Origin of the sequence: Nocardia colli (assembly GCF_008704205.1) — a bacterium.
Lineage (GTDB): Bacteria > Actinomycetota > Actinomycetes > Mycobacteriales > Mycobacteriaceae > Nocardia > Nocardia colli.
The window spans coordinates 526,490-548,416 of the sequence record NZ_VXLC01000014.1 but is presented as its reverse complement, the minus strand read 5'-3'; the positions used below and the strand labels follow the sequence as shown (position 1 = coordinate 548,416).

At 62.8% G+C, this 21,927-nt stretch carries 24 protein-coding genes and 1 pseudogene; 17 read left to right on the top strand and 8 right to left on the bottom strand.

All coding sequences use genetic code 11. From position 1 onward, the window contains the following. The first annotated feature begins 115 nt into the window (after positions 1 to 115). From F3087_RS26965 to F3087_RS26955, 3 genes are all read left to right on the top strand, one after another. The gene (locus tag F3087_RS26965; protein WP_150404801.1) at positions 116 to 1,855 is read left to right on the top strand and encodes a DUF4185 domain-containing protein; all 1,740 of its coding nucleotides are present in this window, start codon (positions 116 to 118) and stop codon (positions 1,853 to 1,855) included. A gap of 102 nt (positions 1,856 to 1,957) precedes the next feature. After that, positions 1,958 to 2,935: a hypothetical protein gene (locus tag F3087_RS26960; protein WP_150404800.1), complete on the top strand. Its 978-nt coding sequence runs from the start codon at positions 1,958 to 1,960 to the stop codon at positions 2,933 to 2,935. 329 nt (positions 2,936 to 3,264) lie between these two features. Next, entirely contained in the window at positions 3,265 to 4,050 is a 786-nt protein-coding gene (locus F3087_RS26955) for an alpha/beta hydrolase family protein (protein ID WP_150404799.1), read from the top strand. A gap of 19 nt (positions 4,051 to 4,069) precedes the next feature. Here F3087_RS26955 and F3087_RS26950 read toward each other — a convergent pair whose 3' ends face one another. Further along, on the bottom strand, positions 4,070 to 4,471 hold the full coding sequence (locus F3087_RS26950; RefSeq protein ID WP_150404883.1) for a GNAT family N-acetyltransferase: 402 nt from the start codon (positions 4,469 to 4,471) through the stop codon (positions 4,070 to 4,072). Between the two features lie 157 nt (positions 4,472 to 4,628). Between F3087_RS26950 and F3087_RS26945 the strand changes: the two genes are divergently transcribed. Together F3087_RS26945 and F3087_RS26940 are read left to right on the top strand one after the other, a co-directional pair. Further along, positions 4,629 to 5,180, top strand: a complete 552-nt coding sequence (locus F3087_RS26945; protein WP_191094151.1) for a nitroreductase/quinone reductase family protein — start codon at positions 4,629 to 4,631, stop codon at positions 5,178 to 5,180. Between the two features lie 197 nt (positions 5,181 to 5,377). Next, positions 5,378 to 5,587, top strand: a complete 210-nt coding sequence (locus F3087_RS26940; protein WP_150404797.1) for a hypothetical protein — start codon at positions 5,378 to 5,380, stop codon at positions 5,585 to 5,587. On the opposite strand, the gene F3087_RS26935 is transcribed toward F3087_RS26940, so the two are convergent. Continuing rightward, complete coding sequence (locus tag F3087_RS26935) at positions 5,575 to 5,883, bottom strand: YdhR family protein (protein ID WP_150404796.1); 309 nt, start codon at positions 5,881 to 5,883, stop codon at positions 5,575 to 5,577. The two genes, F3087_RS26940 and F3087_RS26935, sit on opposite strands and share 13 nt — an antisense overlap. A 112-nt stretch (positions 5,884 to 5,995) precedes the next feature. Between F3087_RS26935 and F3087_RS26930 the strand changes: the two genes are divergently transcribed. Continuing rightward, positions 5,996 to 6,544, top strand: coding sequence for a TetR/AcrR family transcriptional regulator (locus F3087_RS26930; protein ID WP_223885359.1), 549 nt, complete (start codon positions 5,996 to 5,998; stop codon positions 6,542 to 6,544). Here F3087_RS26930 and F3087_RS26925 read toward each other — a convergent pair. Next, positions 6,528 to 7,574: an asparaginase gene (locus F3087_RS26925; RefSeq protein ID WP_150404794.1), complete on the bottom strand. Its 1,047-nt coding sequence runs from the start codon at positions 7,572 to 7,574 to the stop codon at positions 6,528 to 6,530. The genes F3087_RS26930 and F3087_RS26925 overlap by 17 nt on opposite strands. Positions 7,575 to 7,669: 95 nt before the next feature. On the opposite strand from F3087_RS26925, the gene F3087_RS26920 reads away from it, so the two are divergent. Next, the gene (locus F3087_RS26920; RefSeq protein ID WP_150404793.1) at positions 7,670 to 8,578 is read left to right on the top strand and encodes a helix-turn-helix domain-containing protein; all 909 of its coding nucleotides are present in this window, start codon (positions 7,670 to 7,672) and stop codon (positions 8,576 to 8,578) included. A gap of 39 nt (positions 8,579 to 8,617) precedes the next feature. Then, a complete protein-coding gene (locus F3087_RS26915) occupies positions 8,618 to 8,962 on the top strand; it encodes a VOC family protein (protein WP_150404792.1) in 345 nt (114 codons plus the stop codon). A 315-nt stretch (positions 8,963 to 9,277) separates the two neighbouring features. Here the strand turns inward: F3087_RS26915 and F3087_RS26910 are convergent, their stop codons facing one another. Continuing rightward, positions 9,278 to 9,961, bottom strand: a complete 684-nt coding sequence (locus tag F3087_RS26910) for a GNAT family N-acetyltransferase (RefSeq protein ID WP_150404791.1) — start codon at positions 9,959 to 9,961, stop codon at positions 9,278 to 9,280. A gap of 792 nt (positions 9,962 to 10,753) precedes the next feature. Here F3087_RS26910 and F3087_RS26905 point away from each other — a divergent pair. From F3087_RS26905 to F3087_RS47495, 6 genes are all read left to right on the top strand, one after another. After that, positions 10,754 to 11,212 (top strand): LD-carboxypeptidase, encoded by a 459-nt coding sequence (locus F3087_RS26905; protein ID WP_223885368.1) that lies wholly within the window; start codon positions 10,754 to 10,756, stop codon positions 11,210 to 11,212. Beyond that, positions 11,137 to 11,346 carry a hypothetical protein gene (locus tag F3087_RS47500; RefSeq protein ID WP_396897584.1) on the top strand — a complete coding sequence of 70 codons (210 nt, stop codon included), beginning with the start codon at positions 11,137 to 11,139 and terminating at the stop codon, positions 11,344 to 11,346. Before F3087_RS26905 ends, F3087_RS47500 begins: the two co-directional genes overlap by 76 nt. A gap of 397 nt (positions 11,347 to 11,743) precedes the next feature. Continuing rightward, entirely contained in the window at positions 11,744 to 12,880 is a 1,137-nt protein-coding gene (locus F3087_RS26895; RefSeq protein ID WP_223885358.1) for an acetylserotonin O-methyltransferase, read from the top strand. Positions 12,881 to 12,967: 87 nt separating this feature from the next. Continuing rightward, positions 12,968 to 13,303: an antibiotic biosynthesis monooxygenase family protein gene (locus tag F3087_RS26890; protein WP_150404789.1), complete on the top strand. Its 336-nt coding sequence runs from the start codon at positions 12,968 to 12,970 to the stop codon at positions 13,301 to 13,303. A gap of 147 nt (positions 13,304 to 13,450) precedes the next feature. Then, on the top strand, positions 13,451 to 13,966 hold the full coding sequence (locus F3087_RS26885) for a RidA family protein (RefSeq protein ID WP_150404788.1): 516 nt from the start codon (positions 13,451 to 13,453) through the stop codon (positions 13,964 to 13,966). A 648-nt stretch (positions 13,967 to 14,614) separates the two neighbouring features. Further along, positions 14,615 to 15,874 (top strand): GNAT family N-acetyltransferase, encoded by a 1,260-nt coding sequence (locus F3087_RS47495; protein WP_150404787.1) that lies wholly within the window; start codon positions 14,615 to 14,617, stop codon positions 15,872 to 15,874. Here F3087_RS47495 and F3087_RS26875 read toward each other — a convergent pair. From F3087_RS26875 to F3087_RS26865, 3 genes and pseudogenes are all read right to left on the bottom strand, one after another. Continuing rightward, entirely contained in the window at positions 15,860 to 17,044 is a 1,185-nt protein-coding gene (locus F3087_RS26875) for an MFS transporter (protein ID WP_150404786.1), read from the bottom strand. The genes F3087_RS47495 and F3087_RS26875 overlap by 15 nt on opposite strands. Positions 17,045 to 17,166: 122 nt before the next feature. Beyond that, positions 17,167 to 17,685, bottom strand: a complete 519-nt coding sequence (locus F3087_RS26870) for a hypothetical protein (protein WP_150404785.1) — start codon at positions 17,683 to 17,685, stop codon at positions 17,167 to 17,169. Between the two features lie 235 nt (positions 17,686 to 17,920). Beyond that, positions 17,921 to 18,137 (bottom strand): annotated as a pseudogene (locus F3087_RS26865) (2,3-dihydroxybiphenyl 1,2-dioxygenase); the annotation flags it as partial. Between the two features lie 87 nt (positions 18,138 to 18,224). Here F3087_RS26865 and F3087_RS26860 point away from each other — a divergent pair. Next, a complete protein-coding gene (locus tag F3087_RS26860; RefSeq protein ID WP_150404784.1) occupies positions 18,225 to 19,388 on the top strand; it encodes a damage-control phosphatase ARMT1 family protein in 1,164 nt (387 codons plus the stop codon). A gap of 115 nt (positions 19,389 to 19,503) precedes the next feature. Further along, entirely contained in the window at positions 19,504 to 20,475 is a 972-nt protein-coding gene (locus F3087_RS26855) for a phosphotransferase family protein (protein WP_150404783.1), read from the top strand. Between the two features lie 56 nt (positions 20,476 to 20,531). Here F3087_RS26855 and F3087_RS26850 read toward each other — a convergent pair whose 3' ends face one another. Further along, positions 20,532 to 21,443: an NAD(P)-dependent oxidoreductase gene (locus F3087_RS26850; RefSeq protein ID WP_150404782.1), complete on the bottom strand. Its 912-nt coding sequence runs from the start codon at positions 21,441 to 21,443 to the stop codon at positions 20,532 to 20,534. A gap of 63 nt (positions 21,444 to 21,506) precedes the next feature. Between F3087_RS26850 and F3087_RS26845 the strand changes: the two genes are divergently transcribed. Beyond that, complete coding sequence (locus tag F3087_RS26845; RefSeq protein ID WP_150404781.1) at positions 21,507 to 21,896, top strand: MerR family transcriptional regulator; 390 nt, start codon at positions 21,507 to 21,509, stop codon at positions 21,894 to 21,896. Positions 21,897 to 21,927: the final 31 nt, after the last annotated feature.

Here is a 21,927-nt window from a genome sequence, read left to right as displayed (position 1 = left end):
ACCGAATCGCGACCACTATCTCCACACGTGGGAAGTTCACATGTGCGGGATTCCGCGTAGATCTGGGTAACGTGCCGGAACGAAACTCTGATCTATTCGAACACGATGAAAGCGGTTGACGATGCGAATGGGCCGTCGGCATTTCATTGCCGGTGTCGGGGGTGTTGCCGGTGCGCTGGCGGTCGGCGTCCAGCTACCGACGACCGCGCTCGCCCAGGTACACATCGGTGATAGCACTGCAGGCACCGGAGAACCCGAGTGGAGCACCTTCTTCTCCACGGCTTTCGTGGAGAGCGCGGCCGCCGTCGACACCGACAGCGACGGTGATCTCTGGCCGACCTGCTGGGCGGACGACGATGCCCTGTACACAGCGAACGGAGACGGCCGCGGGTTCGGTGACCACCGGGCGCAAGACATTGTCGTCAACCGGATCACCGGCGACCCGAAGTCAGGGCTCACCGGGGAACGGTTGGCCGCCGCCGACCAGATCGGCACGGTGTGGGGCGATCCCAGGAAATACAACCGCAAGCCGACCGGGATCGTCTGTGCCGACGGACGCCTCTACCTGGCCATCCAGGACGGCCGCGTCGGACCCGGCCCGATCGAATTCAACGACGCGCCCAACGCCGCAATCTCGTGGTCGGACGACCACGGATGCACCTGGCATCAGACCCAGGAACCCCTCTTCACCGATTCTGTCTTCACCACTATCTTCTTCCTGGATTTCGGGCGTGATTCCGGCAATGCCATGGATGCGCTGGGCGCGGACGGAGCGCGCTACGTCTATGCCTACGGTTTGGACGGCAACTGGCGAGACTCCCTTACCGACACGGTCGCCGATCCCGTCGACCTGTATCTGGCGCGGGTGCCTAAGGACGCGGTCGAGAAGCGGAGCCGCTGGGAGTTCTTTGCCGGCCTCAAAGACGATGCACCACGGTGGACCAAGAAACTCGAGGAAAGACAACCGGTCCTGCATGACACCAGGCGGCAGTATGCGACGGTCCGCAATTCCGACAAGTATCCACGCGGCCTATCGGTGATCTCCCTGGGCGGCGTCGTCTATGTACAGCCGCTGAAGCGGTATCTGTACACCTCGTGGACCGAGTACACATTCGAGTTCTACGAAGCACCCACACCATGGGGTCCGTGGCGATTATTTCTCACCAAAGACTTCGGCGGCTATCCATGGTTCGGCCGCGGCGCGCGGCTCCCAGGCCCGAAGAACGGCGGCTACGGCACGACTATCCCGTCGAAGTTCATCTCGGCCGACGGGAAATCGATGTGGGTACAGTCGAACTGGTGGACCGACGTCACCAGCGGTACCGCCGCATACAACTTCAATCTGCGGCAACTGTCCGTACAGCCCTTCGTTCCACACCCTCCGCAGAACCAGCCGGACTCACGCGAGAACCTTGCCTATACCGGTGAATCCGTCACCCCTGTCGAGAAGTGCGCACACTACGGTCACAGCGAGTATTACTGCGACGGTGACCTGACAAAGAGCGAGGACAGCTTCGATCAGGAAAACAAAGACCTGGACTTCTGGGGATTTACCTGGGCCAGATCGTACCTGATGAACAGCGTCGTGTACACGACGGGAGAAATGTTCCACGATGGCGGCTGGTTCGCCGCGAATCTGCGAGTCCAAGTTCGCCAGAATTTCCGATGGATAGACGTACAGAACATGAACATCGCGCCTCGCTATCCGTACACAGCTGCAGCGGGACCATTCATCACCTACACCCTGGCATTCGCCACAGTCGCAGGTGATGGTGTGCGGATCATCGGTAACCCGGGAGGCGCTGCGTACTTCACCTCGATTGCCGAGCTCGAGGTCTACTACAGCGGTTCGTGAACGGCCTACGATGGTCGGCCGCCATACCACGGCTGGGAAGGCGGCATAGATATGACACCATTCTGGATGTTAGAAGTGGGTACCACGCGGAGGTTGTGCGCCATGGTCGAAAGTGATCCGTCACCGTCAGTCGTGTTGGCGCGTACTGTCACTGGCCTTGCGGCGGGCGCGGCGATTCCGTTCGCATTGGCGGAGCGGGCCGCGCCGGAGTTTGTGCTGCCCGTGTTGCTGGTTGGTGGCGCAGTTGGCGGTGTAGCGCAGGCCGCTATTCAGGGCGACCTGCGCACTGGCGGCGACGTTCTGCGGGCTGCCGGTACGGGCGCGGCGTGGAGTTTAGGCGGCGGGGTGATCGGCCGTGGAGTCGCCGCGGTGGATACGGCGCGGCGAGGATACGAGATCGCCGAAGCTACCCGGCGAGCTCAGATCGCCATCGGCACGTTCACGAGCGTCGGCCCGACCGTGGTGCGAACATTATCGATGGACCCGCAGAAAGGCGATGCTCTGCTGCGCAGTGTAGGGACCGTCCCAACTGTCGACATCGCCAACGGCATGCTGCCGCGAGAAATGCCACAGCAGCTCCTGATGCCTGGGCCGGGGATCCTCGGACCAGACCTGGAGCATCGCTATCAGCACATGCCGGCGATAGTGCTCCGGCATCTGAACTTGATGGGCTCCGGCGGTGCAGAACCTGTCGAGCAACGCTCTGATCCGTATCGATTGCGGGGACAGCAGGAAGCCGGTATCACCGACTACATATCATTGGTAAGCGATGAGCTGGACGCGTTCAAAACGCTTCGAAACGGTGATGCTCAGGTTGCGATATCCGCTGAGCAATCCAGCGCCGTCGCTACAAAAGCAAAAACCGACATCGCCGACGTGGTCCGCTTTCTCAACACGCATGCGGCGCTCCCGCCGCCGCCGGAGACGAGCCACGATGATTGGACCGCTAGGCACTTGTGCCGTGCACTGGACATGTTGCATTGCGCGACTCGCGCCGCCACTGAGCGCATCGGAGAACTCACCGCGACGGTGGACGAAGTCGGCGCCTCGCTAGTCCGATCAGCTTCGTCCGCAGTCTGATTGTCGCACCGCAGGACCCGCGTGTCATTGAATCCAGAGACGAATCGGAGTGGTTGTGCCAAGGATATCAGCGCAATGCGGCGCAGAACATTCTTGACAATATCTGCAGCAACCGGCCTCCTCGCTCCTTTCTGTCGATCGAATTCCGCAGAATCCTTTCCACAGCCGGTATCGAGCAATCAGTTACCCACCCCGACCGGCCCGTTTCCCGTGGGAAATCGACGACTCTTCCTCGAAGACGAGGCTCGACGCGACCCATTTTCCGGCGCAAACTCGCGGTACATATCCGCGATAGCCTGGTATTCGACACCGGGAGGCCGGCGAACTACTTGTCCGACAACGATGTCTTCGATAACGAGATGGCGTTGGCATTGACGATCGGCCTGGACGGCTACGACGGAAGCCTGTTGGCCAGTCACGGCTGGCTGGTCCTGACATTGTCGCACACCTACGAATCAATCGTTTCAGAGTGGCCCACCGGGCCGATCGCCCAGAACGCAGGGTATGGCGACCAGCAGTGGGCAAAGAATTTATCGGCCCGGGTCGATGATATGATGTATATGCTCGATCGGCTGCCAGAATTGCCATACGGGATCGGCGCCGCCGCAGACGTCTCCCGCATAGGATTGGTCGGGCATTCCTACGGCGGTACCACCAGTGCGCAATGCGCGTACGCGGTCGGAGATCGGGTCAAGGCCGTTGTTCTGCTCGATGGTCCGATAGGTTACCCGGGGTCTTCCAACACTGCCCAAGACAACGGCCTCGAGCAGCCTGTACTGCTGCTGTCCGGCACGATCGATCTCGATGACGGAATCATCACAGGTGCCGAAACGGTAGGATTCAAGAGATTCTCCGAAGTCACCAGGGGCCCGCTTCTCGGCTATCAGGTTGCCGGTGCAAGGCATTACGCCTTCACTGATATCGGCATGTTGACATCCCGGGGTCCCGAGCTGAACGGGACAATAGATCCGGCTCGGGGCGTGCATATCCACATCACCTGGACGAGGGCTTTTCTGAATACCTATGTTCGCGGGCTGACCGCCCCTCTGGTGTTTCCTCCATGGCTGACCTGGCCCGAGGTGTCATCGATACCGCAGCACGCGTATCCGAATTGAGTGTGCACGAGACAGACTCTCACGTGCCGGAGCCATCGAGCCGAGGCGTTGGGTAGAGCCGAAACCCGTCGAAGGCACAGTGCGGCCGTGATCGGTAGAACTCACTCGCCTCGTCGCTGACCAGATCGAGACGGGTGACGCCGCTGCAACGAAAGATTTCCTCGACCAGTCGCCCGCCGATGCCCTTTCCGCGGTGGCCGTCGGCGACCAGCAGCAGCGACAGGTATCCCCACCACCCATCGCTGAGCGCATGGGCGAAGCCGATCACCGCCCCGCCGCTGGTCGCGACCAAGGTGACAGCGCCGGGTGAGCGTAGTGCTGCGTCGGCGCGTTCGGGCTGCGACGGATAGCTCGGCCAACCCTCGGCCGCGCACAGTGCAACAACCTGTTCGAGATGCTCGGCGCAATACGGCTCGATCATCACGTACGCGTCTCCTTGATCGGTATCGGCATCCGATGAATGTCACAGGCGACTACCTCGCAGGTAATTGTCATCCTCTCATCATCCAGAAGACAATAGGGAACCAGTGACTCAGCGCATGACCGAGTTGCGCTATGGCAAGTAGGAGATGATCCGAATGAGCCACTCCGATTCCGCGTCCATCAGCGGCGCAGCGGAAACATTGACCATGGCGCAACGATTTTGGCGCAATCGACTGTTCGCAAGAATTCGCCACAGGGGCACCGCGATGCGACGGTTATCGGGGTGGCTCACTCGCGGACACGCTGTCGCTATTCGCTGGAGCGGGGGCCGCATCCGCCGTTCGTTCCTTTTCACCGGCGGGATGCCGGTCCTGGTATTGACCACGATCGGGCGTAAGACCGGAAAACCGCGCACCACACCGCTGTGTTATCTGCGAGTCGGCAACGATTTCGCGGTCCTCGCATCCAACGCGGGAAGCGACCGGATGCCGGCCTGGTGGCTCAACCTTCAAGCGCGGCCCGCCGGTCACGTGTTGGCCGACCGATCCCGATACACCGTGGAAGCCCGTACTGCTACCCCGGACGAAACCGACAAGCTATGGGACACAATCACGCGCATGAACCCTGGGTTCGACGAGTACCGTCAGCTCACCGAACGGCAAATCCCAATCGTGTTGCTGCGACCGGTCAGCGAAAAAGGGCCGTAACCCGCACCCCGAACATCACCGAAACTGTGTATGGGCAACCCTATTCGGTAGCAGACGCGTACGCACCTCCGGGGAGCACCTCCTCACCCATGCGCTTGACACTGGCAAGCACCTGGTCGCGGTCGCCGGAGAATCTCCATATGACACAGCACACGACACGCGGATCTGGTCGACCAGACGCTCGACGCAGACCTGCGGTGGACCAACCAGATCGGGATCACTCCCCTGACCTGCTCGATCTGCTGCTCGCCACCCTCACGGCGGACATCGAAAGCCAGATCCGGCTCGGCAATCCCGGATTCGACCGCCACCGCGACGAACGCCATACCGATGGCTATCGCGAGGACATGCAGTACATCCTCGACAACCGCGATTACCTACTCGGCGCCACATTTCACTCGAAGTAAGGGGAACGCAGATCCACGCTTGCCTCCCTGACGATCTCCCCGTCGAACAGGCGGGTTGTCGACGCCGCACCGGCGCGTCGCGCCTGTTCCGCGAACTGCCCGTGCGCGAAGTCCAGCGCATGCTCGGCGGTGTCGAACTCGTAGAAACCGCCGACGGTGTTCGTGCCCAATCCCGACAGCCACGTCTTCCGGAGCAGACCGGGAACACCTTTGAGTTCCGCGTTGACGGCACCCCATGGAAAGCCTTCGAACGGTATTGCGGTCTGCATTTCGGTATAGAGGAATGTCTTGCCCATAAGAGCCTCCGAAGGTCATCGACTCGCCAGTACGTACGTACTAGCGAGTCGATGATGCACTAGCATGGGCGTACTAGTCAAGCGAGGGGCTGCCATGGATACGAGGGATCGGATGGTCTACGCGGCGACCGAGTTGCTGCAGCGCCGAGGTGTCGCCGCGATGTCGTTCACCGAGGTGCTGGCCGCCAGTGGGGCGGCGCGTGGGGCCATCTACCACCATTTTCCCGGCGGAAAACGTCAGCTGGTGGCCGAGGCCGCCGAACGCCACGGGACCGTGGTGCGCGACCATCTGGCGGCACTTTCCGGCGATTCGCCGCAGGAAGTGGTTGCCACGTTCCTCGCAACCGTTCGTCCAGTGGTCGGCGCTTCGGTGTCGGGTCACGGCTGCGCGATCGCGGCCGTGGCGATCGACCCGGACCCGGAGGACGACCGCCTGCGCCACACTGCCGCGACTGCGTTCACGAGTTGGGAGGATGCGCTGGCGTCCCGCCTGACAGCGGCCGGCATGAGTGTGGATGACGCGAACAGTCTTGCGGCACTACTCATTGCAACCTTGGAGGGCGCGCACATCACCTGCCGGGCAGCGAACAGCCTCACCCCTTTCGACCGCGCTGAGAAAGCACTGCTCCGAATGGTGCGCGACGTCAGTTGCCCTGACTGAAATCGGTTGGCCAAGGCCAGGTTCCGGGGTCGGCGATGCCACCGGCCGCGCCGAATGCGGTAGCGATGGTGGAGTGGTCGCACCCTGTCGCGAGAAGGGTCAGCAGGAGGATGCGGGCCTTGTAGGGGTCGAGGTAGCCGGCCGAGATGAGACCACGCGCCAGCAGATCGCGCTCGGAGCCCGGGAATCCATAGGTAGCGGCAAGGACAGACCCGCCCCCGGTGCGGGACGAGAGTACGACAGGCACTCGGGCACAGAGCGTTTCCAGTGCCGGGACCAGATCGGATGGGACATGTCCAGCACCGAATCCGGCCAGAACCAGTCCGTCTACGTGATCGCCGAGCAACCGCACAGTAGTGCCGTCGTCGCCGAGGGCGACCGGGACAACGGCGACTCGGATACTGTCGGCGGGTTCGGCAGGTACGACCGTGCGATGAGTGAGGCGGTTGAGCAGCCGGGGTCGCCCTTCGACGAGATAGCCCAGCGGACCGCCGTTCGGCGACTGGAAGGTCGCGGGACTGGTGGTATGAGTCTTGCGGACGCGCCGAGCCGCGTGGATTTCGTCGCCGAAAACCACAAGAACGCCTTGGTTTCTGGCGTGCGGGCTGGCGGCGGTCAGAATCGCGGCCAGTATGTTCGCGGGACCGTCGGCTCCAGCCAGAGTTGGGGCGCGCATGGCACCGGTCACGATGATCGGTTGCGGCCCGGCGTGGAGCAGATCCAGGAGGTAAGCGGCTTCTTCGATGGTGTCGGTGCCCTGGGTGATGACGGCGCCATCGACATCGGTCAGCCGTTCGCTGATCGCCGTCGCGAGCGCGGAGATATCCGAGAGGGTCAGCGACGCGCCAGGGACACGCCGGAAATCCTGTACCTCGACGGTGACACCGGACTCAGCGAGGCCAGGGACGGCAGCTAGCAGGTCGTGCGCGGACAAAGCCGGCGCGACACCACCGCTGAGGGTACTGGACATGGCGATGGTGCCACCGAGCGCGTAAACGATGACCCGAGAACCGGTCTCCACAGTGGTCATCCGCCCAGCCTAACCATAGGTCCGATACCTGAATTCGCGATCAACTGACCAGAACCACGGTGGCGATGTCAGGGCATTGAGCGGAAACTGAGCTGGTGGACGTTCCGGGTGAGGTCAGGCGTACGGACGGTGCGAAACCGCACTGGAGCACCGCCTTCGCCGCCCCCGCGGTGCAGCTCGACCGGCTGGTGTCGAGCTACGGATGGTTCCGGGAAGTTTCGGCTCGGCCGATGGTGCGCCAGGAGCTACCGACGCCGAAAATGATCCTCCTGATCAGTCTCGCTGGGCCGTTGTCGTTGGCTCGGGGGATCACGAAACGAGACTCGTGTCGATCCGCGGCTGCTCTGGTTGGAGTTGGCCGCGAACCGGTCGTCGCCGTTCACAACGGCTATCAGTCCGTCCTCGAGGTTCAGCTGTCTCCGCTGTCGGCGCTGGAGTTGTTCGGCGTATCCGCATCGATAGTGGCCGACGATGTGATCGACCTGGCCGATCTCTGGACCGGTACCACCGAGTTCGTCGAACGACTCACAGCAGCCACGACATGGCAGCAACGGATCGGTCTGCTCGATACGACTCTGACAGCACGGATCACCCGCGGGCGGCGACCGGATCCTGCCCTGACAGCCGCCTGGCAGCACCTGCTCGACTGCGGCGGCGATCTCGACCTGAGTGTGCTGCGGGAGCAAACCGGCTGGAGTCGGCGGCGACTCGCTGAGCGGTTCCGCGCCCAGGTCGGTCTGCCACCCAAGACGATGGCCCGGCTGATGCGGTTCCAGCGCGCCGTCGATTTGCTTCGCAGCCCGGGCCACCGGTCGCTGGCGGCTATCGCGTCGACCTGCGGCTACTGCGATCAGCCACACTTCAACCGCGAGTTCCGGGAATTGGCCGGCCGCACCCCCACCGCATTCCTGGCCGAGATGCAGGCCGACCTACCGGGAACCGACATGGCTGCTGCCGCGGCCGCGGCACAAACGTCCAAGACACCGGACCGCGCCCGTTTCTAAGGTGGGGCCATATCAGCCACCCGACATTTGGGAGACATCATGCGCGGTGAATTGACCTTCTTCGAGATCGGCCTCCCCGACTCCGCCCGAGCGCAAATCTTCTACAGCCGCTTGTTCGGGTGGGAATTCCCACCCATCGAGGACGACGGCCAAGTGTGGATCAAGACCCCGACCATCAAGGGCGGGCTCCACGACCAGGATGCCGAAGCGCGTATCGCGATCTACTTCTCCGTCGACGATATCGACGCAGCCGTGCGCACGGTCAGAGAGCTCGGCGGCACCGCAGAAGATCCGCGGCCCGAAGAACCTGGCTTCGGACGGTTCACCGCCTGCGCCGACGACCAGGGAGTTCAGTTCGGCCTGCACCAGAGAGCAGCCGACTGACCGACCTGCTGCCGCGCACGGTTCCCATGCCCCCCGCGCCGAATCCGCCACGCGCCGACTCGGTTCCAGAAAAGGCTCGGTTACAATTTCTTCATTCCATACCACGTTGATCCGCGCATCAGTCGCTCACCCAATTTCGGATTGTCCCCGGACAGCGCGACCAGTTCGCTCGGCGACGGGTAGTTCACCGCCGGACCAGCGAACCGGGTACGGACTGCGTCGAGCAAGGATTTGTCGGCCGGCGATACGTCATGGTCATATTGGATGATGTGCTCAATTCTTTTTGTCAAGGATTCGGTCGTCTCCGCTAGCCGTTCACGCTGAGGGTCCCAGCCATAGCCTGCGCGGGCCCAGGCGTAGCCGCCATCTCGCCCCCCCGGCGTAGAGCTCGATACGGTCCACTCCCGATCGGCGGTAGTAGTTCTCGACAGCTTTGGCGAACTCTGTTGCGAATCCGTGCCCACGAAACTGCGGAAGAAGCACGATATTGTGATTGTGCACCACGATCTTATTGTCCGAATCCCGCTTGAAGTAGCGAGAAAGCTTACCGGCGTAGGTGCCGTCGTCGGCGCATATGGCTGCGGCCATATGAATCTCGGGAGAGACTCCACTCGAGTCAGGTTTATACCAAGCAATCAGCCGCCGGAGGCGATAAGGCCCGTATTCGCGTTCGAGGCCCTTCAAAGCCCTGGTCAGCTCGATGTTGCTGGCACCGGCCGCACCGGCGTCGAGTAACGCACCCAGCGGAGCCGGCTCAGCGCGACGGAGACCTCCGCCCGAATCGGGACCGATAGGGGGCGAGGTGATTTTTTTCAGGCCCGCGGCAGCGCGTATCGACGCGGCCGCTTGCACGTCTGCCCTCGAATACCGCCGCGCCGCCTCGGTGAGTTCTTCTGCGGTATGACCGTAGGTAATCGCGAGGCCACGAGCCTCGCGAGCCAACTGCTCACCCAGAGTTCGAGTGATTCTGTCGAGCAGTTCCAAGAACGTCTGCCTCACGGCGGAAGAGTCTCGATGGTTCCTGGCCTAGAGTTTCCGGACTCCGAAGGCCGACCCCCGTCACTACTCCTCGGGCAGCGCGGAGCCGGGAGGTTCACCTATCCCCCACCAGATCGTATACATCCCACCAACGGCAAAGTGCTCATACACGGTCACGAACGCCCTCAGCGAGAGTCGCCGATCATCATCGCAGCGGCCAGGAAAGTCGCAGCCGAAAGAATCGCGTTCGATCGATGGAGCATGGCGGGTTCCCATTCTGCAACCGGTACATTCTTCTCCGCAACCGAGCGCATTGCGTCGGGTGATTCAGATAAGACTGCCCTTCAACCGTGGGACCGGTCCGACGCTATCACTGCTATTGCGGTGCAAGCGATCCGTGCCTGCTGAATCCAGCAGTGCCGTCTATGCCGCCGCTCGACGGGACCGCAAGCTCGGCGTCCGCGATCGCGCGGCGGATGACAGCTCCGTACACGCTTCACCGTCACCGAAGACTCCCGTTGCGGACCACTTGCTTGGCGCGGAACTCGTTGGGCGCGTACGTATTCTTGACGAGCGATGTCTCCTGGTGCTGCTTCGACGTCGTACCGGCCTTGCAGCGCCCTTGTCGACGAGCTCCAAGGTGGCGTCGGCGATCGGCTTGGGCAGGCAGCGCGACACACGCCGGTGAGCGAGCCGAACTGCGGGCATTGAACGAGGCCTGCGGAGTTCCGAATGCCAAGACCGTGCTCGATCAAACGACCTGGCGACGATGCCATGGCCACGGCTGCGAGCCGGTGATCACGTCCGGCTGGTATCCCAGGCCAGCTACCCGCGCCCGCTGCGATCGACGATTGCACAAAAATATTGCGGGACTGGGGTTTCGAGGTCGAAGTGGGTAATCACGTCCTGGACCGGCACGGCTACATGGCCGGACGCGACAACGATCGGCTCGCCGACCTCAACGCCGCCTACACCGACCCAACAGTCCGGGCGGTGATTACCACTCGCGGTGGCGCAGGCGCTTATCGCATTCTGGACGGTCTCGACTTCGATGCGATCCGCGCCGATCCCAAACCACTGCTGCACCGCAACCCACAACTGACCTCGACTGCGGTCGAGGTCGTCGGCCGAGCCGAGGGGATCCTGATCGGCGGCTGGCTCGGCGCACTTGCCGGGATGGTCGGCGCGCAATCGTCTTGGGCCGCTTCCCCGGTTTCGAGGACTACACCGACCGCGGCTGGCACCTCACCGACGTCCTCCGCGACCGGCTGAGCCCACTCGACATTCCGATCCTCGGTGGCCTCGAACTCGGCCACGGACCCGACCCACACGCCGCCCCCTTGGGCACCACCGCCGAACTCGACACCCACACGGGCACTCTCACACTCAGTTCACCCGCATCCTGACTGGCATCGGCCGGCCACCTTCCTTCCCCACACTGAGAATGGGTTCAAATCGTCTCGGACACCGAAGGACTTCTTGGGCTGTGGCCACGCCATGACTGAACGCCGTACGCGTTTCGGAGTCTGTCTGCCACGGCGCCGGTCACGTCGAGCAGGAGTTCCGTACCGCCGGACTCGGTTTCCCGACTGCCTGGAGGCGCGTGGAGTGGCTCGGCGAGACCGTCGGCTGGGTCGGCGTCGTCGACTGTTCCCATCGGTGGCTACAGGTCTGTGCCGCAAACTGTTCGGTCGGCAATACTCGTCGGCGAGCAACATCATTCACACAACTTCAGTGCTGCCGATGTTGCTCTGCGCGAGCCACGCAGACCTTCGACTTCCGATCCCCCAGTGAAGGTCTGCGTTGGTTCTCGCATCAGCAACCGCGCGAATGTGTACATGTCCGAACCGATTTCGCAACTGCGTACATATCGAGAGGCTGACGATGACCGACAAGAGCAGCACGGGCACGGATGCGGGGAGACAGCACTCGACAGACATCACCAGTGGTGGGATCAAGAGCCTGGCGATGGGCTTTTGGGCGTCGAAGGTTCTGCTCAGCGCGGTCGAGCTGGGAGTGTTCTCCGAGCTCGCGAAGCAGCCGTTGCCATTGGATGTGTTGCAGGGCCGGATCGGTATACATCCGCGAGGTTCCCGAGACTTCCTCGATGCGCTGGTCGGTCTGGGAATGTTGACGCGCGAGCACGGGATCTATGCCAATACTCCGGAAACCGACGCCTTCCTCGACCCGGCGAAACCGGGATACATCGGTGGCCTGCTCGAACACTACAACTCCCGCGTCTACCCGCTGTGGGGCGAACTCACCGACATGTTGCGCCGCGGCGGCCGAGCGGATGATCAAGCGGAGGCCGCGGATTTCTTCACGATGATCTACCGAGATCCGGCGTTGCTACGGGGGTTCATGCGCGCGATGTCGGCATGGAGCAACGAGGCGGCCGACGCGATCGCCGAGAAGTTCCCGTGGGCTCGGTATAGCAGCTTTGTCGACATAGGCTGCGCCGAAGGGGCTTTGGCGGTGAAAGTCGCCGCCCGGTATCCCGGCCTGTCCGGCGGCGGGTTCGACATGCCGCCGGTGGCGCCACTGTTCGACGACTACGTGCGCGCGGCCGGTCTCGGCGATCGGGTCCGGTTCTATCCCGGCGATTTCTTCGTCGATCCATTGCCCACCGCCGACGTTCTGATCCTGGGCCACGTCCTCCACGATTGGGGCATCAGCGAGAAACAGGCCTTGATCTCGAAAGCGTATGAAGCGCTGCCGCCCGGCGGCGCGCTGATCATCAACGACGTCGTGATCGATGACGAGCGCCGGGAGAATGTTGCCGGGATGCTGATCAGCCTGCACATGCTGGTCGAGACCAAAGGCGGCTTCGACTACACGGCGGCCGAGTGCCGCGACTGGCTCGAGCAGGCCGGGTTCAGTCAGAGCTATGTGGAGCCACTCGTCGGCCCCGAGTCGATGATCGTCGCTGTCAAGCAGTAGCGACTGTGCATGCGGCGGCCGATTCGCAGCGGCCTGTCCGTATTCCAGAAATCCGTGGTCCCCCGAATTCCTATCAGGTGGTAAATCATGACAGTAATCGAAGAGCATGCGGACTGCGCTACGTTGATCAACATTTTTACCGTAAAGCCCGAGCACGCCAGGCAATTGGTCGAGTTACTGAATACTGCAACAACCGAGGTCATGCAGGATATGCCCGGATTCATCTCTGCTAATATTCATCTCAGTCTCGACGGCATGCGGGTAGTCAACTATGCACAGTGGCAGACCGCCGAAGATTTCCAGGCGATGATGCAAGATCCTCGCGCGAGTGAGCATTTGAGCCGATGCGCCGCGATCGCCTCGGCGTTCGATCCGCATCTATATGACGTCGAAGCCGTACACGTCGCATCGGCTCAAACCTGACAGTCACTCACCGCGCCCCTGTCCGATTCGGGCGAGGTGCTAGCGACACCTGAACTCTGCCGTGAGCACGGCTCCGGCGACAAGCAAACCGGTTCCTTACCCCGGAGGTAATCGACCTCGAACCGGACAACGTGCAAGGCTTCGTTTGTGAGCGCACAACACAGTGATGCCGGTGCGAGAGCCGATTTCGAGGCCCAGGTGCAAGTGCTGAATCTTGTCCTCCCCGACCCGTTCCCGGCGGCCGGCGAGTACGTCAACGCTGTGCGCACCGGCTCGTTGCTCGTGCTGGGCGGTCATATCCCGATCACCGTCGATGGACAGCTCATCGTCGGTCGATTGGGCGAGGACCTCGACGTCGCGGCCGGTCGCGCGGCGGCCCGACTGGCGGCACTGAGTGCCCTGGCCACCCTCCGGCACGAATTGGGTTCGCTGGACCGAGTACGACAGATCGTCTCGGTGCGAGGCGTGGTCAACGCGACACCTGACTTCGCCCAGCACACCCAGGTAATCGATGGAGCGTCGGAAGTCTTCGTGCAGGTTTTCGGCGATTGCGGCCGCCACGCGCGGCTCGCCGTCGGCGTCGCCTCGCTGCCGGCCGATCTCGCCTTGGAAATCGAACTGCTTGCCGAGGTTCGACAAACAGCGCCGAGCGAGTCGCAGTAATCAACGGCATCGAGAAGAAGCCACGGATGAGCGGCCCTGGCCTCGGACGGCCATCCGAGGCCAGGGCCTACCATCCGAATTCATCCCTGTCGACTGTGTGCAAACAAGTCAAGGACTCCTTCGATATGGTGTCTTCCACCCTAAACCGGCCGCCTGTGACCGGTCCCGCGATCCATGCCCGGCGCCGATGGCTCCGGCACACGATCGCGGTCGGCCACATCTGACCCGAGCACCCGGCTGTACGGTGCGCGTCGCGCAGATCTCGTCGGCATGCGGCGAGCCTGACGCTCGACTGAATGTTCGCGATGACGCTTCGCCCCAGCCACCCAGTTTCCTGAACGCGCCGCTGCCATCGAGGCACGGTGGCCGCGGACGTTCAAACGGCAGACCGATCGCGCCTGGCAATTCATTCAGGCTCAGAGGATCTAAGGTTGAAATATCCATATCAAATATGTGCCCGAATTGCTGGATTTCGACTTCCATGGTGTGGGAAGGTTGGCATGCAATAGATTTCGGTATCGTTGCGGACATGAGCAACTTCGCGTACATCGACCGGAGGAATGGTTACATAACGAGTAAGCGGGATAGTGCTACGTTCGTTCGAGTTCGGCCGATCGAACTTTGTCCGTGGCAGGGGTAGGTCGACGGATGCCCCTGCCGTCCGGAGTCTGTTTGCGTTCCGCGACGCCCGAAGACGAACCCGCAGTGCATCTCCTGATGGCCAACGCCTTTGGTGGACTGTTTCAGCAGAGTCCGGAGGTCACCGCGCGGCGTCGCTTGGCCTTCCCGATCGAGCGGGGTCTGCTGGCAGTCGTCGGGGAACGAATCGTGGGCCATGTGACCGATCGCGCGATGACTTTGACGATTCCTGATGGGAGAACTATCGAAGCCTGCGGCATCAACGGGGTCGTTGTTGTTCCGACTCACCGACGGCGCGGAATTCTGCGTGCAATGTATACCGAGCAACATCGGCGTACGGAGGACGCCGGACTGGCGCTGACCATCTTGAATGCGAGCAGTGCCACGATCTACGGTCGGTTCGGCTACGGCCCCGCGATCCTCGAGAACCGGGTGGCCATCGACCGGCGATTCGCTGAATTCCGTTCTACCGTCGCGGATTCGGCCGAGGTGGAGCTGACGCGTTTCGATGCGGCATTTCCGCTGATCGCCGAGCTCCACAACCGATGGCGGCAACGTATTCCGGGGTGCCAGCACATTGGCCACCGCGGGTCGACTGCGAAGCAAAGGTTCCGGGCATCTCCATTCGCGGGTACACTTGTCGCTGCCGCGAACTTCCTCCGGGGTCATCGCCATGGTCATTCCGGCGCCGACGCCGACCTGCCGCGCGAGGTCACCCAACTCCGGCACGACTTCCTCTTAGTCGGGGGTAAATGCCTTCGCCCGCTGCTATGCGTCATCGGCTGGCGCGTCGGCAGAAACCACGTGAACCACCCCCGCCCGCGCTGCTGCAGATTCGAGCGCGCCCTGGATCTGCGCCTACTATTTGCCGAAAGACTGTGGATCAAACGCTCGGACCGGTCACGGCGATTCGTGAAAGAATGGCCATCCCATCGAATACCGCTTCTGATCGAACTATTGGGGAGACGACATGGAAAAGAAGAGACTTTTGCACGTATTGATAATGTTCACTCCAGTGCTGGTTCTGGCCGGCATGGCCACCTCTCAACTAGAGATATCTCCCGCCAACGAGTCCAGGGTATCAAGCACCTTGAGCGATTGTTCCACCGACGGCTGCGAGACCCAGCAGGAATGTCTGAACCAAGGCAATTATCACGAGGAGTACGATGGATGGCTCAGTTGGATCTGCGAGCACGTTGCAGGTCCCCGTCCGTGGAGGCTGGTCAGGGAGGCATAATCGTGTCCCCGAACTGGCTATGTCGCGGCTGAGACTTTGATGGCAGTTGCGCGGAGGGTGGCGACCAGACATAGCGCGGAGGCCGCGGTCAAAGCGGGGGCAACGGTGAAACCGGCAGTCAGGTCGGTATGGTCGGCGATGGTGCCGAGCAAGAACGGAAAAGCCAGCACCACAACACCTCCGAGCAGTTGGGCGTGAGCGTTCGCGGCATCCGTGCGGTTCGGAGCGGCAGCCAACGCCAACGCGAGCACCAGGGGGAACTGGTTGGCAATGCCCAGGCCGGTGGCGAACAATGCGATCACCGCTACGACAGCGTTCGCGCTGAATAGCAGTGTGAGCAGTCCTGCCAGGGTGATCGCCAGTGACCAGCCGACGAGGACACCGGTGCGGCCGAACCTACCGGTGAGCCGTGCACCTGCGATGCGGCCGAGGAGAACGCCGGCATAGAAAGCCGTCATGGCCGTGGCCGCTGTCGAGGTCCCCAGATTCGTTGTGGCAACGAGCAATTCGGCACCGAAGTAGACCACGCAGAATTCGACGCCGATACCGACGGCCACCAGCACACACAGCAGTCGGCACGGCCAGGGCAGCCCGGATCTACGCCCCGCACGGCCGACCGTGTGCGACACGGCGGACGGGAAGGATTCCCGGTGGTAGCGCAGAAACAACACAGCCAAGGCCAGGGCGGGCACTGCCATCCCCGCCCGCCAGCTAGCCGGGGTGGACTGCAGGATCCCCAGCGCCGCTGGCGCCAGCACCGCAGCCGCGCCGGCGCCGATATTGGACTCCACGAAGGCGGTGTCCCGACGTGGGCCGTGCCGGTCGGCGAGCACCGATTGAGTCGTGATCTGCACCGTGGTCCCGGCCCATCCCATGACCAACGCCGCAACGAGCGTAGGCGCGAGGCCGTGGCAGAGGGTGAACATCGCGGCACCGCCGCAAGTCACCAGCGCCGAGGACCACAGCAGCACGCGCCGTCCGATGCGCGAAGCCAGTGCCAGGAAAATCAGCCCGGCCAAGATCGACCCCACCGCCCACAATGCGGAGTAGATGCTGATCATCGTGTAGGAGAAGCCGAGTTCGGCGCGCAGCAACGACAGCGCGGGACCGAAGGCATACAGCCAGAATGTATACGCGCCCAGCACGCTGTAGGCCAGGACCGTCATCCGGTCGCGTACAAAAGGCCCAGTGCCGACTGTCATCGTCTGATTGTCGACAGGTGCTCGTGGAGGTTCACCCCAGACATGGGAGTAACGAAGACGATTCAGTGAACCTATTGTCCCGGTAGGTCTTCGGGCTGGAACTCCGGATACCCGCCCCCGCCCTACGGAGCTGCTCTCCGCCGGGCCCGCAACGGTGGACGGCCGGCACCGGACTTCGTCCGTGCGAGTATTTGAAGTAGAGCGGCCAACGTCTCCGGTGTATCTACCAGCAGGCACTCCGCACGTCGTAGCTTGTCGGTAAACGCGATCAAGATGTCATAGGCCGCCATTGAAAGGCCATCGGCCGAGTAGAGCAGTCGACGCAACCGGAGATCGGCCACCTTGCCGATCAGCTGGTCGTCACCCACCGCGGTTGTCGCACCGCTCGGCGCCCGCAATGGGTCCGAGCAAGCGTGAAATACATGAGCGAGCCCCGACAGAATCGTCCGCGACGGATTGCCGCGAGCTCCGGTTCGCAGCTGGGACACATACGAAGCCGACATCGGATACCCTTCGGCCGTGGCCAGATCGGCTACTTCACGGTTGGTCAGCAATCGCCCGTGCCCTCGCTGCCATTGTTCGAACAAAAGGTTCAGCTGGCAAGCTAGATCATTTTCTACGAGTGCGCTGATTACTTCCACGTTGCACCACCCACATTTTCCGACATACGAGCCAGGAACCTATCAAGTACCCACTCGCCGGAAAACAGGGCTTGCCCAGCACTGGGAATGAGCACGAACGTCAATTCCATTCCGAAGACGACACCGACCTGGACGCGGCCACCCTGCATCGGGTTGATCGAACTGACGCAGTCAATGGCCCGCCGGCCACAACCCGGGGCAGCCTTCGAACATCCGCGCCGCGGCCGACTCATCGTCACTGCCGGCACTGCCCGACCGTAAAGTCGTGGCCCCACAGGCGCACGGCCGTGGATTCGCGGGCAATCCAATTACTGCGCGCGATCCAGGCACAGCCCGACGTCGTCGGCGTCCCCCACCTCGAGCATCAGGTGCACGATGCCGCTGGGCGTAGACATGGGCAGGAACGCCGGCGAGTGATGCCGCGGGTGGCAACCGAAGAAGCACAGCCAGGCAACTTGCCGAGGGTGGTAAGGCGATCCTCGACAGCCAACCCAATCCTGGTCGACGCCGATGTGAGCCGATGCGACAGGATCGTAGCCATGAACCTCGCGCCGCCGATCCTCGCCGGAGCGCCCGGCTCCTTCGCGCACAGCGTGTTCCACGAACGCCACCCCACATTGATCGACCAGGTGACCAGAGCACATCCCTACCCTGCGGATGTGGAGTCCGCCCTGCGCGATCTGCTGTACGAAAGCACTCGAGGAGTGATCGAACCTCTCGCCGGGCACCCCGCCGACGGACCGCAGTGGCTCGAATGGGGCGACGGGCTGTGGGGGCTCCCGTGGGGTGAGGCGCCGTTTCTGTGGGCGGAGTCCTACTTCTATCGCCGACTTCTCCAATCCGTCGGCTACTTCGATGACGGCGCCTGGCGGCACATCGACCCGTTCGCGCCCACCAAATCCGTCGAACTGACCGGTGCGGCAGTCACCGACGAAATCGCCGCGCTGTCCGAACTGACTCGCCTAGATGAAGACAGCACCCGCACCGCTTTGCTGACGTCGGCGTTGTGGGGCAACCGAGCCGACCTGAGCTTCCAGCTCACCGCCAGAATCCAAAAACGTTCGGACACACTACTTGTCGACCACAGCAGCGCCTTGTGGAAAGCCCTGGAGGAGGCAGCAGACCCAACCGTGTGCGTGATCGCCGACAACGCCGGCCGCGAACTGTTGCCCGATCTCGTCTTCATCGACCATCTGCTCACCACCCACCTCGCTCAACGCGTCGTGCTCTACACCAAACCCCACCCGTACTATGTCTCCGACGCGACGATGACCGACGTACTGGCAACAATCCACCGGCTACTAGGGGCACCTGCCCTGCACGCACAACGGATCGGGCAGCGGCTGTGGCAGTCGATCACCACCGATCGTCTCACCGTGCGCACCCACGAATACTTCTGCGCCCCACTGTCATTCCACGACATGCCCGACGACCTCGCAGCCGAGCTGGCGGTAGCCGCGGTGACCATCCTCAAAGGCGACCTGAACTACCGGCGCCTCGTCGGCGACCGGCATTGGCCGGCCACCACCTCATTCGACGACCTCACCGCCTACTTCCCCACCTCCTCTGTGGCGTTGCGCACCCTCAAATCCGACGTGATCGTCGGTATCACGGCCGAACAGGTCGAACGCCTCGACGCCAACGGCGAACCATGGCGAACCAACGGTCGACATGCACTGATCCAAGCCAGCACACGTACGTGATCACCCTCGCGCCAGCGACTTTCGGCAGACGCCCAGCCGCAACGATCGCCTACCAGCACATCTGGGTGCCGCTCGATACCCGTAACTCCTACGCGAACCTGCCGATGAGGTGACGATGTCCAACGAAGAGATTGCCTCAGCCGTGGTCGACGAGATCGTCGCAGACGTGCTCGGGCGCGCGTCGACTGCTCAGATCCGACCGATGACCAGTGGTTCATCCACCCCGGTCTACCGTCTCACCCATGCCGGCACGGTGCTGTACCTCCGATTTGCCGAGCACCCCGCCCACGGACTCGCCGCCGAGGTCGCGGTGCATACGCTGCTGCGTGCGAAGGGCGTCCGCGTTCCCGAGGTCCTGCATTTCGAGCCACACGACGAGCGCGCCGGCCGAGCCTGGATGCTCATTACCGAGATCCCGGGTGGGCCGGTCGACGCGCTGGCAACCGAGGCCACCGTCGCGAACGTGTACACCGCTGCCGGCCGCGACCTCGCGCTGGTCAACAGTATCGAGGTCCGAGGGTTCGGCTGGATAGCGCGCGACGACGCAGACCTCGACACGCCGATCCAGGGCACGGACGCCACGTACGCGGAATTCGTCCATCCGGAGGGCGCGGTCGAGCGGTTGACACAGGTCGGACTGACGCCGGCCGAACTCGACCTCGTCGAGGCACTGCTCGCCGACGAGGTGACCTCCGGACCGCGGGGTGGCACGGGGCGGCTCGTCCACGGCGACATCGATCTGCCGCACGTCTTTCAGTGCGACGGGCGATACACCGGACTCATCGATTTCGGCGAGATCCGTGGCGCCGACGGACTCTACGATTTGGCCGAGTTCGCGCTGCATCTCGATGATCCCGAAAGGGCACGTGCGTACCAGTATCTCGAGCGAGGATACGCCGATGTGACACCGCTACCCAGCGACTACGAACGCCGACTCACTCAGCTCGCAGCATCGATCATCGTCGAACGGATCAACCGCTGGCTCCCCCGCATCGGCACACACAACGTGCTCACCAAGCCCTTCCCCCGCTGGAACATCGCCCGCCTCCGCGACATCCTCGCAACGAGTACAGTCCGCCCACGATGAGGTCAGGCCTGAGCGATTCGCCGGGTCTATGGCCGAGGTGCGCCGTTGCAGAAGGGTCATGAACGTGACCGCTCCTTCTTGAACAGCTCGTAGATGGCGCGGTAGCCGTGCAAGCCATAGCCCGCGGTTACGGCGCGTTCGGCAATCTCCTTCATCAGCCGCGGCTGATCGGACCAGACTCCCTGCTCATCACTGGTACGGGTGATGTGTTCGAGTGCATTCAGGTTCATCTCCAGCGTGCCCATGGCGCCGGGGTAGTTGGCGGCGTCCAGATCGGGCGCTTGCTCCGCCAGGGATGCGTAGCCGACAACGGTCGGCATGAACCAGCCGAGCGCCAGTTCGGCGAACTTCTGCGCCGGCACATTCGCGGAATCCAGCAGGGCTGTCGCGTGTAACCAGCCGTTCAAGGTCGCGTACATCATGTCGAGCAACGCAGTGTTGTAGAGCACAGCCAGTCCGATATCGGCACCGAGATAACGCGGATCGCCCAAGTCGGACAACCTCGCACGGTGGTGATCGAACACACGCCGTTCCCCGCTGTACAGAAATACCGCTTGGGGTTCGCCCACCAGTGGCGGCGGCACCATGATGGCGCCGTCGAGATAGTCGATGCCGCGCTCGGCCGACCACGCGAGGGCTGCGTGCGCTTCAGCCGGCGTACCGGAGTTCAGATTGACCAAAGCGCGACTGTCGAGCGCCTGTTCGGCGCGATCGAAGACCCGGTACATGGTTTCGTAGTCTTTGAGGCACACGATCGTCATCGGGCTCGCGGCGACCGCCTCGGCCGCGGTCTGCGCGCGTCGCGCGCCGGCCGCGACCAGCTCGTCGGCCTTTTCTGGAGTGCGATTCCACACGGTGAGGGAATGGCCGTTCTTCAACAATGCTTCGGCCAGCGCTGTGCCCATGGGCCCGAGCCCCACGAGGCTGACATGCTCGCCCTGTTCGTCGACTGAGTACTGTGTATTCATCAACGTAGGTTAAAGTCTCACATCAATGTGAGAGTCAACTCGAATCTGTGTGGTGATCGGCATATGCGCATCGGAGCCCTGTCTCACCGAACCGGCGTCAGCGTACGTCTGCTGCGCTATTACGAAGAGCAAAGCCTATTACAGCCCGTGCGGCGTCCCAGCGGATACCGCGAATACCGCGAGAGCGATGTTCGTACGGTGCAGAACATCCGTACACTGCTGGCCGCCGGCCTCAACACTCACACGATCGCCGCACTGTTGCCCTGCATGGTCGACAACGGCGAGGGCCTGGCGCCCGCATGCCCCGAGATGCTTCCTGACCTGCACCGCGAGCAGGAACGAATCGACGAGGCGGTAGCCGACCTGCTGGCCGCGCGTTCGGTGCTGGATACCATCGTGGCCGCAGCATCACCATCTTCGACCGCCGAGAGCGACGCCTGTCGCGCATTCTGAATGCAGAGTTCCAGAGTTGATCTCCGGCAGG